Source organism: Brasilonema sennae CENA114, from assembly GCF_006968745.1.
Classification (GTDB): Bacteria; Cyanobacteriota; Cyanobacteriia; order Cyanobacteriales; family Nostocaceae; genus Brasilonema; species Brasilonema sennae.
On sequence record NZ_CP030118.1, the window covers coordinates 2,447,532 to 2,461,336 of the forward strand.

Annotated in this window: 14 protein-coding genes; 11 read left to right on the forward strand and 3 right to left on the reverse strand. The window is 42.5% G+C overall.

Features of this window, described 5'->3' with window-relative positions; genetic code table 11:
- Positions 1–7 precede the first annotated feature (7 nt).
- The gene (locus tag DP114_RS34845) at positions 8–1,900 is read right to left on the reverse strand and encodes an ArnT family glycosyltransferase (RefSeq protein WP_246163292.1); all 1,893 of its coding nucleotides are present in this window, start codon (positions 1,898–1,900) and stop codon (positions 8–10) included.
- Between the two features lie 141 nt (positions 1,901–2,041).
- Here DP114_RS34845 and DP114_RS10420 point away from each other — a divergent pair, with 141 nt between their 5' ends.
- The 3 genes from DP114_RS10420 to DP114_RS10430 all read left to right on the forward strand — a co-directional run bounded on the left by DP114_RS10420 (position 2,042) and on the right by DP114_RS10430 (position 4,271).
- On the forward strand, positions 2,042–2,689 hold the full coding sequence (locus DP114_RS10420; RefSeq protein ID WP_169266787.1) for a class I SAM-dependent methyltransferase: 648 nt from the start codon (positions 2,042–2,044) through the stop codon (positions 2,687–2,689).
- A 100-nt stretch (positions 2,690–2,789) separates the two neighbouring features.
- Positions 2,790–3,320, forward strand: coding sequence for a hypothetical protein (locus DP114_RS10425; RefSeq protein ID WP_169266786.1), 531 nt, complete (start codon positions 2,790–2,792; stop codon positions 3,318–3,320).
- A 63-nt stretch (positions 3,321–3,383) separates the two neighbouring features.
- Positions 3,384–4,271, forward strand: coding sequence for a hypothetical protein (locus DP114_RS10430; RefSeq protein WP_171976045.1), 888 nt, complete (start codon positions 3,384–3,386; stop codon positions 4,269–4,271).
- 205 nt (positions 4,272–4,476) lie between these two features.
- On the opposite strand, the gene DP114_RS10435 is transcribed toward DP114_RS10430, so the two are convergent.
- Positions 4,477–4,839 (reverse strand): AMIN domain-containing protein, encoded by a 363-nt coding sequence (locus tag DP114_RS10435; protein ID WP_246163101.1) that lies wholly within the window; start codon positions 4,837–4,839, stop codon positions 4,477–4,479.
- A gap of 548 nt (positions 4,840–5,387) precedes the next feature.
- Here DP114_RS10435 and DP114_RS10440 point away from each other — a divergent pair.
- The 8 genes from DP114_RS10440 to DP114_RS10475 all read left to right on the forward strand — a co-directional run bounded on the left by DP114_RS10440 (position 5,388) and on the right by DP114_RS10475 (position 12,065).
- Positions 5,388–6,026: a hypothetical protein gene (locus tag DP114_RS10440; RefSeq protein WP_171976046.1), complete on the forward strand. Its 639-nt coding sequence runs from the start codon at positions 5,388–5,390 to the stop codon at positions 6,024–6,026.
- Positions 6,023–6,175: a hypothetical protein gene (locus DP114_RS10445; RefSeq protein WP_169266783.1), complete on the forward strand. Its 153-nt coding sequence runs from the start codon at positions 6,023–6,025 to the stop codon at positions 6,173–6,175. Before DP114_RS10440 ends, DP114_RS10445 begins: the two co-directional genes overlap by 4 nt.
- A gap of 215 nt (positions 6,176–6,390) precedes the next feature.
- A complete protein-coding gene (locus DP114_RS10450; protein WP_171978160.1) occupies positions 6,391–7,581 on the forward strand; it encodes an acyl-CoA dehydrogenase family protein in 1,191 nt (396 codons plus the stop codon).
- A 223-nt stretch (positions 7,582–7,804) separates the two neighbouring features.
- Entirely contained in the window at positions 7,805–9,085 is a 1,281-nt protein-coding gene (gene iscB / locus DP114_RS10455) for an RNA-guided endonuclease IscB (RefSeq protein WP_171976047.1), read from the forward strand.
- A gap of 90 nt (positions 9,086–9,175) precedes the next feature.
- Positions 9,176–9,922, forward strand: a complete 747-nt coding sequence (locus tag DP114_RS10460) for a PIG-L deacetylase family protein (RefSeq protein ID WP_171976048.1) — start codon at positions 9,176–9,178, stop codon at positions 9,920–9,922.
- Between the two features lie 5 nt (positions 9,923–9,927).
- A complete protein-coding gene (locus DP114_RS10465; RefSeq protein WP_171976049.1) occupies positions 9,928–11,226 on the forward strand; it encodes an SAM-dependent methyltransferase in 1,299 nt (432 codons plus the stop codon).
- A gap of 43 nt (positions 11,227–11,269) precedes the next feature.
- Positions 11,270–11,605 (forward strand): hypothetical protein, encoded by a 336-nt coding sequence (locus DP114_RS10470; RefSeq protein ID WP_171976050.1) that lies wholly within the window; start codon positions 11,270–11,272, stop codon positions 11,603–11,605.
- On the forward strand, positions 11,598–12,065 hold the full coding sequence (locus DP114_RS10475) for a type II toxin-antitoxin system YhaV family toxin (RefSeq protein WP_171976051.1): 468 nt from the start codon (positions 11,598–11,600) through the stop codon (positions 12,063–12,065). The genes DP114_RS10470 and DP114_RS10475 overlap by 8 nt, the downstream gene beginning before the upstream one ends.
- Positions 12,066–12,135: 70 nt before the next feature.
- Here the strand turns inward: DP114_RS10475 and DP114_RS10480 are convergent, their stop codons facing one another.
- Positions 12,136–13,380 (reverse strand): glycosyltransferase family 2 protein, encoded by a 1,245-nt coding sequence (locus tag DP114_RS10480; RefSeq protein ID WP_246163102.1) that lies wholly within the window; start codon positions 13,378–13,380, stop codon positions 12,136–12,138.
- Positions 13,381–13,805 lie beyond the last annotated feature (425 nt).

Below are 13,805 nucleotides of genomic sequence, written 5' to 3' on the forward strand. Positions count from 1 at the left end.
CTAAAATTCAAAATTGATTGATAACTTCTATTAAACTGACATCTTGCACAGTACCAAGAACTCGATAACGCTGAGATAAATTAGCCATTTGTTTGCTAGAAACCCAAGCATAGCTTAAGGCTGGAAGTTGCGAAACTTGCTGTACTCGCTTGCCGTGATGAGGAGTATAAAATTTGAGTAATACGTCAGATTTGCCTCGTATGTCTACAAAATTAATAACAGATGAGTGTAAAACTTGAGCGATCGCAGGCTGTTGGATCAAAGCTTTGACATCAGGATTGTAGTCGCCGATAAAGCCACTACAACTAGCAGCAGCCAAAGATATCCACATAGGAACTAACCAACTCGCTAACCAGTAACCAGAAGTCAGAAACTTTTTGCCCAATTGGTAAGGACCAATCCACACTAAAGGTAATATTAACCAACTGGCTCCTGATACCAATGCCACGATCGCGTACTTATGGACTTGTGCATCACCCTTCGGGTTCGCAGTCGCCTGCGGAGGGAAAACGCCAGGTCCTACAACGGGGCGGCACGTTATGTTCCTCCGCTTCCCCCCAAAAGCTGCCTTGGGAACCCCAACGCCAGATGCCTGCGACGGGAAACCCGTCTTCAGCACTGGCTCCGCAACGGACTGGCTCCCCTCCCGCAGCGCTGTCTCACCCCAAACAAAAGCAACCATTCCCACCACTAACAGCAAAACACCGAACATACCAAAGCCATAACTCAGATTGCGAAGAAGCGAAGAGGAGGGAACTGGGGATGAGGGAGTGTTGCAGTGTGGCAGTGTGGCAGTATACGAGTGTGGGAAAATATCCTTTCCTCTGTCCCTCTCTCCTTTTCTCCCTTCCTCCCTCCTGATCCCTGCACTCAGCCAATTTAACCCTACAGCAGCAAGCAAAGCGATAAATGGATACAGCAAAAGACTGTAATGGGATAAACGGGTGGAAAAAAGACTTAGTTCAGCGAACAAAGTGAGGGGATAACCAACCAATACTAGTTGATAGCGAGGAATCGGACGACGAATGAGCAAAAATAACCCTAAAAAACTGAAAAAACCCCAAGGAAACGCTTTTATGGGTATATCCCAGAAATAAAACCCTAACCCATTGTGTATGCGTTCACTAGATCCTAATTTGAGAACAAAGTAAATTAATTGTCCTAAACTACCACTACCGTATCGCAACCAACTCAGCCATAGCCAGATAAAGGTGGGAATTAACCCTACCACAAACCCGAAATACAACATCGGGTTTGTAAGATGACGATGACGGCGATGCTCCCATATGAGATAAGGTAACAAAGCTATGATTGGGACAAAAATCATAAAACTTCTGACTAAAAAGCCCAAGCCAAAATTAAAACCAGCTAGAAAGCACCAAGTAAAGCGATATTTTGGGTGTAATTCAGCTTTTAATAAAGACCAAATCGCTAAAAGAACTAGGAAAATCACAGGCACATCTGGTGTGCCTAAACGACTGTATTGCAGCCAGAGAAATTCTACACTCAAAATTGCAGCCGCAAGCCAAGCAATTTTTTTCCCAATCAGGATTTTGCCTATTTCATACAGAAGTAGTACGCTCAGCACACCAGCAATCATACTTGGCAAGCGCACACTCGCTTCATTAATGCCAAACAATGTGTAACTACTGGCGATTAACCAATAGGGACCAGGAGTTTTATGGTGGGGAGTTGTCCAAGGATGTATCCAATCACCAGTGTCTATCATTAGGCGCGATCGCCAAGCGTAAAGCCCTTCATCATGAGCCATCAGGCTACTCTGTCCAGAACCAAACAGTAATAAGGGGAGTAACCAAATTAACAATAAAATGTGGGGAAAACCACGTAAAATACTGATGGTTATCTTGGTTGGACGAAGAAATTGCAGTTTATATAACATTGAATTGTGCGCAGCCAAATTCTTCTTTTGGGTCATGAATATTTTTGTGTCTATTTTTAGAATACGTATGGTGGTATATCAATTGTTTCCACCAAACGCAATCAAAATTGACAAAATTTTAGAGAAACTTGAAAGATATTTATGGCGCTTAAACCAGAGGAACGCACTAAGCAAGACAGTACAGACGACAAGCTATTTTATGAACATCCGCGCTTCGTCACTCATGTAGACGATGGCTTTATCCAACAGCTAACGGATTTATATCGCGAGCGCCTCAAACCCAACACTCGTATCTTGGACATGATGAGCAGTTGGGTGTCGCATCTGCCAGAAGAGATATCTTTTGCCCATGTTGAAGGACACGGACTCAACGCAGAGGAACTTGCACGAAATCCTCGGTTCAATCATTATTTTGTCCAAAATCTCAACGAAAATCCTCAACTACCTCTGGAAGACCAAAGTTTTGATGCCGTTCTTAACTGCGTTTCAGTACAGTATTTGCAATATCCAGAAGCGATCTTTTCAGAAATTCACCGCATCCTCAAACCTCGTGGTGTGGCAATTTTCAGCTTTTCCAATCGGATGTTTTTTCAAAAAGCGATTCAAGCATGGCGAGAGGGTACAGAAGCCAGTAGAGTGGAATTGGTAAAAAGCTATTTCTCTGCACTTCCAGGACTTACGCCTCCAGAAGTAATTGCTCGTCGCTCATCCCTTCCTAATTTATTACAGTGGATGGGTGTCGCAGGAGGCGATCCGTTTTATGCTGTTATTGCTTACCGTAGTTCTTAGTCATCGGTATTCGCTCAGTTAAAAAGTAAATTTTCCAGGTATTAGCCAGAACAAACGTTGATAATTTTCACACAAAGTCAAACAAAAGGAGGAGTCCAAGATGTTTTTGCCCCGTGCCCGAAGAATTTTCGCAGCTTTGTTGTTATGTTTATTACTGTTTACCACAGCCTGTGCGCCAAAGACTCCTGGACGTTTTGACCAGGCACAGCAGGAAAGCACCCGACAAAAAAGTGGCCAGGCAATTGCTAAAGATTCAACCCAAGGTAGCGAATTTAACAAATTTTTCCCAGCTGCTGGGGCTGGCTATGAGCGCGTCTACACCCAAGAGAAGAAAGGCTTTGCTGAAGCGAAGTTGAAAAGAGATGGCAAAGACTTAGCTGTACTATCGATTAATGATACACAAGGAGTTAAAGGCGCTACAAACCCAGCGGCAAAATTCGTAAATAGCCCAAAAACAATAGCCGGATATCCAGCTGTTAGTCAGGGAAGTACTGGTACTGCTGTTTTAGTAGGGAATCGCTATCAAGTGAAAGTGCAATCTCGCGATGCGTCATTTACAGAGGCTGAACGCGAAGCTTGGATACAGAAATTTAACTTAAATGGTTTGGCGCAACTTGCTAAAACTAAATAGATCATGGACTTCGACAACTGAAATCCTGAGTAAGCAGAAAATAATTAAGTAGGAGTCTATATTGTGAGTAAATCAATTTTTGAGTTGGTTGATGAATTACCAACTAACAACTTAACGATTTCGGCATTGCGATCGCTCGATTTTGTTGCTCCTGGTGAGTGGCAAAATGTAGTTGGCTTTGTCAACACGATCAAAACTGTCACTGGTGAAGACGACGAAGAGCTGATTCAACAAATAGGCGATCGAGCGGTTTATCTCTACAACGATCGCTCTCAAGGATATCAACGAGCCATGTGGCTTTATCAAACCGTTGATAGCACAGATAAAGCACTTGGTGCAGCAGCTTTAGCAAACAAAGTGGGTGAGAAAATTCCCCTTTTGGGTTTTTTAAACCGAGTCACTCCCAAAGCTGAAAAAGCACAAACCATAGACTTGTGCTTAAAATTAGTTGCTGAGTTAGTAGCCTTCTGTCAAATTAACGGTATTCCCGGAGACAGCATTGGCGATTTTGTCGGCTCTTTGGGTGAATACAGCGGTGAGTCGTTCATCCGCATGGCTGCATTAGTTTGTTTTGATGGTTTGATACCCTTAGGTCCAGACTTCATCAGTAGTGCACTATCTAGACTTAATCACACAAGTCCTCAGGAGTTAGATCAAAACTCAACCTTTGCGAATATTAAAGACGCAATTCCAGGTAATGATTCTAGCAGCAAACTGAACTTTATCGGTCAAAGCTTTGACTCAGTCAGTGGTTGGATGAGTGGTTTAGTCTCTTCCAAGAATTTAACACCACAAAAGGTAGCTAACAACTTGCAAAATTTTGTTGACTTTGCAGATGATAAGCTAGACTACCTGGCTGCGTTCCTGGATGTATCGACGAATTACTACGAACATACAGGTACACAAACTTTAGCACGTCGATTGATTGAGCGGGCTTCGGCTGAAATTTAACTGATCAACTGACCAATAAAAAACTCACAACCCAGAACTTAGTAGCCAGTTCAGAAATTCCCGTTGACTGATCCAAGCTTTTGTTCTGGGTTTTGAATTGGAGTTTGCTGGCATCTTTGAAAAAGTTTCATGTCACGTGTGTCCGCGTCGGATCGGAAAATTCTCGTATTGGGGACACGATATCCATCTTGCTGCCCTGTCACCACTAGTTCAATTGGTTCATCACCAGAAGATAATGGTTGAGTTGGTTATGTTTGGTTTGCTGTTGCTGTGTAGGTGATTGTGTTTGAGGTTGCTGCCCCTGTTGTGCTAAGGATGCAGTACTTGCAACAGAGAAGATAAGACCCTCATTAGGACTATCAAACAACTCGACTATTGGTGCACTCGCTTCATCTATCACACTTACCCGGATAGTCTTGGCGTCAAAGTTCGTTATGCTTATCTCAGTAATATCCGCAATTGGTTTCTCTGAACGGAATGTGAATGGCTCACCCGACGGTAAGCACAGTTGAGCATTGGGAATATCAACGATAAAGCTATTACTTTTTGAGGTAAAAACAAGCCTCAAACCTTTGCAGGGCAATTAAAGTACGCTAAATGCGCAAAAATGACTAAAACCCAGATGTATTAACAAACCAAGCGAAACTATAGGAATCCGGTTTGATTTCTGAATTGACTCGTCGAGGTAGGGAACAGGGAACGCTTAACAGAAAGTGTACCTAGCTTCGTCAAAAATCAAAGATGAGTCCTATACAAAAATAAGTATTTAAAAATACCTTAAATAACTAAACAATGTTTCAAACAGTAAAATTTGATTCCAATATATAGCAATCCAGAATCATTTGTAAGAAAATACTGAGCCGATTAAACACGGTATCTGGGAGATAGCGGGTTTGTTGATCTCACAAATCATTTAGGATTACTATATATAATTTTTTACTAATTGTTTTCTCTTCCAACGTTTATAGTCATACTAAAAATCAAACAAAACAGATAAAATGTGTTTTCAGACTTTTTCCGGAAAGAGCATTAGGGAATTGAATTAAAGTATTAAGAACTAAAAGACGCCTGACCACTACGAAAAGGTGTCCTAATAATTACTTATAAACAAGAAAGATGAATATAATTATTCGTTTGCTTAGCGCATTCGCTGTCTCTGCGTCTGCGTTTACTACTGTTTCTTCTATGGTACTAGCAGAAGGAGTTCCCACTAGTCCTCAACAGAGAACACAACAAAGAATTTGCTCTTTCGATCCAGTAGCGGATTTATTACCAACTCCACCAAATCAACTACCAAATCAACCAACCAATTCCCCGCTTTCCTACCTTGCGCAACAAGGTTTTATACAAAACCCAAACGGTGATTGGGTCTGTTATGTGAACGATCCCAAGAAAGAATCGCGCTCTTATACTCTCTTTAAAGTGCAACAAATTGATGGAAAAGTCGTAGCAAGTTCTTTCCTAGAAAACGGTAGTTTAATTAACGGACAAGATAACCGCAGCTTGGACTTGTTCATGATGCTGATTAAGAACCATACAAACGCAACTCTAGGTAATCGTCAAAGTATACGCAGATATCTTTCAGCCTTCATGTCTTTAGTCAAGCAGGGCAAAATTTCAGCTTCACCTCGTGGTTATCTCTTCGACAGTCCAAGCCGTGGATTTGTCTCATACTATCCCCTTAGAGGTGGACAAATCCAGGGTACGGCAATCACCATCGACATCAACATGTTACGAAAAATTACCTTGAAGTGAACATCTCTGTTGGTTGGTTTGCTGTTACAGAGGTGATTCATCCCCGCCTTAGTACTCGTCAAGCAATTGAAATCAACCTCAGGGCTGGTTTTCTCAGCCAGGAAAGTACGTATAGTAAATCAGGTGATGTGCTTGTTCTTTTTCCGTAGAAGCACGGCAATGCCGTGCTTTTCTTGCTGCGCTAAATTAATTTTCTGATATCCCTACTTCTTCTAACCAAATGTGAGGCTTAATCCCTCTCTCAACAGATACCATCCCAAGATAGAGGTATTTACCTACTAAATTTTATTATCTTCAGCAATATATCAAGAAATATTATGTAAAGGAGGCGACTATTACCGCTCAACTATCCAAGGATGTCGTCATCCAGGAATGTCACACCTCAAGCATTGCTGATGCCTTAACACATGCTGTAGAAATTGCTGATTATTGTGCAGCTAACGCGGCTGCGATTGATAACAATGGCGCTTTTCCTGAGAGCGAGTTTAAGCGAATTGCAAAAGCAGGCTTGTTGGCTGCACCTTTGCAGCGAGAGTTAGGCGGGTGGGGTGCAGGTATTGATGCCAATGTTACCTACGAATCACTAATGCTATTAAAGCAGATGGGGCGTGGGAATTTGGCGGTGGGTCGAGTTTATGAGGGGCACGTCAATGCACTGCAACTGATTCAGACTTTTGGAACTAGAGAACAAATTGCAAGTTATGCTTGTGATGCCCGCGATCGCCACAAAATTTTTGGCGTTTGGAATGCCGAAGCGTCTGATGGTGTCAAGATTATCCCTCTTGACAATGGTAAGTATCGTCTGGAAGGTTCTAAAACCTTTTGTTCGGGATCTGGCTATGTTGAGCGTCCCTTTGTGAATGGAGCGTTACCCGATGGTAGTTGGCAAATGTTCATTGTGCCAATGGATCAAGTTACCACACTCAGTGATCCTAATTGGTGGCAACCTTCTGGAATGCGAGCAACTGCTAGCTACAAAGTAAATTTTAGCGGCGTGGAGTTGGAAGAAAGTTCATTAATTGCTAAGCCAGGAGACTACTTTCGCCAGCCTTGGTTGTCTGGGGGAGTCGTTCGCTTTGCTGCGGTGCAATTGGGTGGGGCAGAGGCACTGTTTGACTTAACTCGCCAGTATCTCCAGAAAATGGAATATACAAACGATCCATACCAAAAAGAACGGCTGGGCAGGATGGCGATCGCCATTGAAAGTGGTCATCTGTGGCTACGTGGTGCTGCTGATATGGTAGCAGCTTATGCGCCTGTGTTTGGGGGTTATCCCAGTGTTAACAACCCGCAAGCAGACCAACTTGTCGCCTATGCAAATATGGTGCGGACGACAATTGAACAAATTTGCATTGACACGATGCAAATTTGTGAGCGCTGTATTGGCACTCGCGGTTTACTACCACCAAATCCGATGGAACGCATCATCCGGGATTTAACTTTGTACCTACGTCAACCTGCCTTTGATGCAGCCCTTGCCAATGTTGGACAGTATGTCCTAGCTGAAACTCATCCTGCTCACTTGCTTTGGAATAGTAAGCAACCCCCAGATTGAATCTGGGGGCTTCAGCAAATGTTGAAGCCTAGCTTACCCGACTAAGTACCTTGAGTACTACGTTATTGGCAAGTCGTTAAAGAACCTACCCTGGAATGCGTAGCCAGTTCCAGGCTCTAGAAGTTGAAGGTTAAACAAGCATAAAGGTTTAAAGCTAGTGCCTTTGACATAGTACCGACCAATAACATTGTCCAGGCTAACATTACCCGAAAGGAGGGACTTCATGTCCAAAGTGTTTGTAGTTGACTTAGAAAAACGACCATTAAATCCAGTTCACCCAGCACAAGCGAGGCAATTATTGCGAAACAAAAAAGCAGCCATATTTAAACGGTTTCCTTTCACGTTGATTCTTAAAGAATCACGTCCAGACGCACCAATTCAACCACTCAGATTAAAGATTGACCCAGGTGCAAAACATACAGGAATTGCATTAGTCAACGATTCGACTGGTGAAGTTGTCTTCGCTGCTGAATTGAAGCATAGAGGTTTTGCAATTTCGTTTGCCTTAACTTCTAGAAGACAGCTTCGTAGAGGTAGAAGAAACCGACAAACGAGATATCGTAAACCACGTTTTCTAAATAGAACACGACCTGACGGATGGTTAGCACCAAGCTTACAAAGTCGTGTTGAAAATATTAAGACTTGGGTAAACAGATTACGTAAACTTACATCAATTAACGCAATTAGCCAAGAGTTAGTGCGTTTTGATATGCAATTAATGCGGAATCCAGATATCCAAGGTAAAGAGTATCAGCAAGGCACACTTGCAGGTTACGAAACACGGGAGTTTTTGTTAGAAAAGTGGAATCGACAATGTGCTTACTGTGGAGTCAAAGATGTTCCACTACAAATAGAACACATTTACCCGAGAGCAAAAGGAGGAACGAACTCAATTACAAACTTGACATTGAGTTGCGAGAAATGCAACACAAAGAAAGGGACTAAAGATATCAAGGATTTTTTCAAAAAAAACTCTGCAAGGTTAGAAAAAATCTTGAAACAAGCAAAAAGACCATTGGCTGATGCTGCAGCAGTCAATACAACTAGATTTACGTTGTTAGAAGTCTTAAAAGCAACAGGATTTCCTGTAGAAACTGGTTCAGGAGGATTAACTAAATTTAACCGTAATCAACAGAATTTAGTGAAACTACATTGGTTAGACGCTGCTTGCGTTGGAAAGTCAACACCAATTCTTAATATCAAAGGCGTTAAACCTTTGTTGATTACTGCTAATGGTCACGGTACACGCCAATCATGCCGCACTGATAAATTTGGATTTCCGAATCGTCACTGTTCCAGAACTAAATTTCACTTTGGTTTTCAGACTGGCGATATTGTTAAAGCTGTTGTCACGTCAGGTAAAAAAGTAGGCGGATACGTTGGAAGAATTGCAACTCGTGCAACAGGTAGTTTCAATATTTCAACCAAGAACGGGTTACTTCAAGGGATTAATCACAAATATTGCAAGCACATTCACAAAAAGGACGGTTACTCGTATGCCTAATTTGGAGCATTTGACGGTTGATAAATCAACCGTGTCGTGTTTCCTCCGTGGTCTTTAGGATCACGGTTTCCACACTCCCGCGAGGTCAGCATGAATAACCAGGTTACGATTGCATCACCACTCACTGATTCTAATAGTTTGCCTTGGCGTTCACTCAAGGAGATTGCTTGTGGTTCGGCGTTAGTCGTTGCCCCTCATCCCGATGATGAGACACTAGGTTGTGGTGGTGCGATCGCCTTACTACGTTCTCTCAATTTGATGGTACGTGTTTTGGTCATTAGTAACGGTACTCTTTCACACGCTAATTCCCAGAAATTTCCCGCACCTGCGCTGCAGGCATTGCGGGAAAGTGAAACACTCTCGGCGCTTTCTGTATTAGGAGTGGAAGCAAACGCTGTCACTTTTTTACGTCTGCAAGATGGATCAATTTCAGCACAGTATAAAGGTGCTGTGACGACTTGCGTTACTTATTTATCAGAAATTGCCCCGCGAATGATCTTTTTACCGTGGCGCTACGATCCTCATCCAGATCATCGAGCCACTTGGAAGTTAATTCACACCGCGCTGTCTGACTCACGTCTATCACCGCAATTAATCGAGTATCCTATTTGGGATTGGGATCCAGAGCAACGAGGAAGCTTACCAGAATCTCTTGAAGTCACAAGTTGGCGATTGGATATTAGCGGGGTAGTGCAATTGAAACAGCGAGCGATCGCCGCCTATCGCTCGCAAACCACAGATTTAATTGATGATGATCCAGAAGGCTTTCGCCTGACTCCGGAAATGCTTTTGAACTTTACCCGTTCTTGGGAAGTTTATTTAGAAGCCAAAATTTAAGAACTATGAAACTGGCAATTTTTGATATTGATGGAACGCTAACTCAAACAAATGATGTAGATAGCCAATGCTTCGTACAAGCATTTGCCAACGAATTTAAAATCAAAGAAATAAACACGAACTGGTCTACCTATGGACATACCACTGACTCTGGGATAGCTTTGCAAATTTTTCAGCACAACTGGGGACGTGTTCCCCAAACCACTGAGTTATGCCAATTGCAGCAATGCTTTGTAGAGTTATTGCATAGTCATTATATAGAAACTCCTGCATCATTTATCGAAATAGCTGGAGCTTGTGTGATGTTAAAGCACCTAGCCCAAACAAAAGATTGGGCGATCGCAATTGCTACAGGCGGATGGCGTGCTTCAGCCGAGATGAAGCTGCAAGCGGCGGGGTTAGATATAACGCAACTACCAGCAGCGTTTGCTGATGATAGCATCTCCCGAGAAGATATTGTGAAAACCGGTGTGTCGAGAGCTAAGGCGTTCTACGATCAGCCTGATTTTGAAAGAATTGTTTGCATCGGCGATGGCATTTGGGATGTTTTGACTGCTATCCAACTGCAACTACCTTTTGTTGGTGTCGCCAGCGATACACAAAAGCCGCTCTTAGAAAATGCTGGTGTTGAGTGTATTATACCAGACTTTATAGACTTTGAATCTTTTTTAAAAGCCCTGGATACTGCCAGCATCCCCAACCAGCACAAACCGTTGCAGGTACAAAACAATTCCCTGCCAGCGAGTTATTTTGAAACGCTCTATGGTACTAACCCCGACCCGTGGAAGTTTGAAACGAGCGAATACGAAAATAAAAAATATACTGCCACAATCGCAGCTTTACCCAAACAGCGCTATCATTATGCTTTTGAAATTGGTGGATCTATCGGTGTTTTGACAGAAAAGTTAGCCCAACGTTGCGACTCGCTACTTTCTGTTGATGTATCAAAAATAGCTCAGAAAAAAGCAATTCAACGCTGTCAACACTTACCGCAGGTGCGCTTTGAAATTATGTGTTTGCCAGAAGAGTATCCTGAGGAAATGTTTGATTTGACTGTGGTTTCTGAAGTTGGTTACTACTGGTGCTGGGAAGATCTCAAAAAAGCTCAACAGTGCATTCTCAAACACCTTGAACCAGGGGGACATCTACTTTTAGTTCACTGGACACAATATGCTCGTGATTATCCCCTCAATGGCGATCAGGTTCACGACTCCTTTTTTGATTTGACACCTACTCACCTGCGGCATTTAAAAGGTAAACGGGAAGAAGAGTATCGGCTTGACGTGTTTGAACGGGTGTTTTGAGCCAAAATTCCACTATTATGTAAGTACATCCAGTACATACATAATGAGCGACTCTTACAAAATTCGTAGCACCAAAATTGGTAACAGCGCCGGATTTCGCCTACCTGCGGAGTTTTACCGCGAACATCCCCAGTTTGCTAATGCTTCAGGTTGGATAGAAGTATTGTCCCCTGATACTGCGATCGTCAAGATTATTCCCGAATCGGTTGATCACGAGGATGAGGAAGATTCCCTAGTGATGCGCCTGTTTCTCGATTTTGCGACGGCAGAAGCTTTGAAAAATAATACCCTGCAACCTTACACAACTGAGATGTCCAAAGCTGCACATAAATTGATTGAGGGTGTGGAATTAGAGGACGAATCGTTGGAAGATGGCTAAGTTTGTCAGTAATGGCTGGGAGATTTATTTTCACCCACAACTCTTTGGAACTCAGTATCAAGAATTATTTGACCGTGTTTGTAATTTACAGCAAAAGTTACCAGAAAGTGAGTTTAAAACCCATCCAACAGTGAAGTTATTTGCAGCAATTACTGTTGCAATTGAAACTAAAATTCCTTGCGATCCATTTGGCAGCAATTTTGCTTTGACGGGAGCATTAAAGCGCTACGGACGGGTAAAGAAGATGGCTTTACCGCAAAGATATCGCTTGTTTTTTCGAGCATTTGATACCCGAGAATTAAAGGCAATTGTGATTTTGTGGCTAGGATTTCCCCGCAAAGAGGGAGCAAAGGATGATTGTTATCAAGTTTTTACCAAGATGGTAGCACGCTTAACATTTCCAGATAGTTTGGATGAATTAATTGCAGAACCAGAAACAAACCAGGAAGAACCGGAGTAAAACATACAACATAATAGAGGCACCCCTCGAAAATAAACGAACGGAAAGCTTAGAGCAACGGTTTGGGACATCAAGATTTAAAGCGCAACAGCTTATTATCTCGACGCCAACTTTCAACACGCAAGCGTAAATCCTGAATAGCCTGTTCAATTTTCACATTTTCCCAGCGAGAAAGCCATATACCTTCGAGTAAAGAGCGTTGTTCAACTTGTTCAAACAACTGACCAAAGGTATATGGTTGTGCAAATTCTTCGACAAGCCATAGCGTCGGAACTCCCAGCGTATTTGCCAAAAGTGCTACGTGCATATAACTTGGCTTCAAGCCGTTGAGAACACACGACCACATTTTTCGTAATTGGTGACGCGCTTGGAAACGAGTTTCAATTGCAGCTGCGGATTCAACCAAAAATGATTGCTGTTGCTGTCCCATTTGTGACCACTTACTTAACTGGTTTGCCAAACCAATGTCTGTACGTCCAGTTTGTCTGGCTGAAGTCACAACCCGTACTAGCGGACTATGACGAAAACGGGCATTCACCCGGACTAAAGCGTTATAGAATGCAACATCTTCGGGAGTACGGACGGGGGGTAAACCTCCTGCAAGTGCATACATTTGTGCCGTCACCGCAAAACTTGCCCCGTAGTGTTGGTAGTGCCGAGGAAAACTGTCATAAGGGTCGGGATCGATGTAAGATTCTAATTCTGTAATCAAGTAACGATAGCCTACCTCACGTAGATGACAGGCTCTAGCGTAGGGATCTAAGGCAGCACGATCAACTTGGTTTGTGATAATCCGTCCTCCTACTGCATCAGCACCGCAAGCAATTTCATGTAGGTTGGCTGCAATCCAAGTGGGGCTGACTTGCGAGTCCCCATCGGTTGAGGCAATGATCCCTCGTGTGCGTCCTAAACGACTCAAGCGGTGATATGCCTCATCCATCAAAATCTGACGCACTCGACCAATGTAAGCTTCTGTCGGGGGTAATGTTTTTTCAATTACGTGGAGTGCAAAAGATGGATGTTGTTGAGCGAAATTCTGGGCGATCGCCACCGAATCATCGCTACAATTATTTGCCAGCAAGATAACTTCGTAGCGTTTAGAGTCTAAAAGCTGCCCTTCTAAGTCAACCTGATATGCCAAAGCAGCAAGAGTTTGTGTCAACGTCTCAGCTTCGTTGCGAACTGGAACAATCACGCAAACTTCACAATATGGTGAAGGCGGCGTTTGGACTAGAGTTTGGGAAAAGCCCCCGTGAAGTTGTGCAACTGGAAAGTCAGCAACTTGTTGGAAGCACTTACTTTCCATAGAAACCATTTTTTCGTCTCCAGGAAAACATACAGATTGTGTTCATTAAAACTGGGATTTTTTTTAATCTTTGTATTATTTTTTTAAATTTTAATCATTGAGTTTTCATCCGTCTTTAGCATGATTCGTGTTAATTTTAACTCTACCAACAGATGTAGTTAAAAACTATCGTTAATTTTCAACTCTTTCATTATCAAACTATTAGCCTTAGAGAATGTTTTCTTGTCCTGAAAGTTTTGTATATAAAATAATACATAAATCAGTCTTTTCTTCAAGAATTTCGCCAATAATAATCCTAATCAAAGATATTATTTTTTTATTAAAAAAAATAATTATTAAGTAAGCCAGCTAGCGCGATATCGAAACCGCAGTAGTTTTACAACTCATGCGGTTGAACCAGATGCTAACGGCCAAACGCTTTCTCCTCAAGAGAA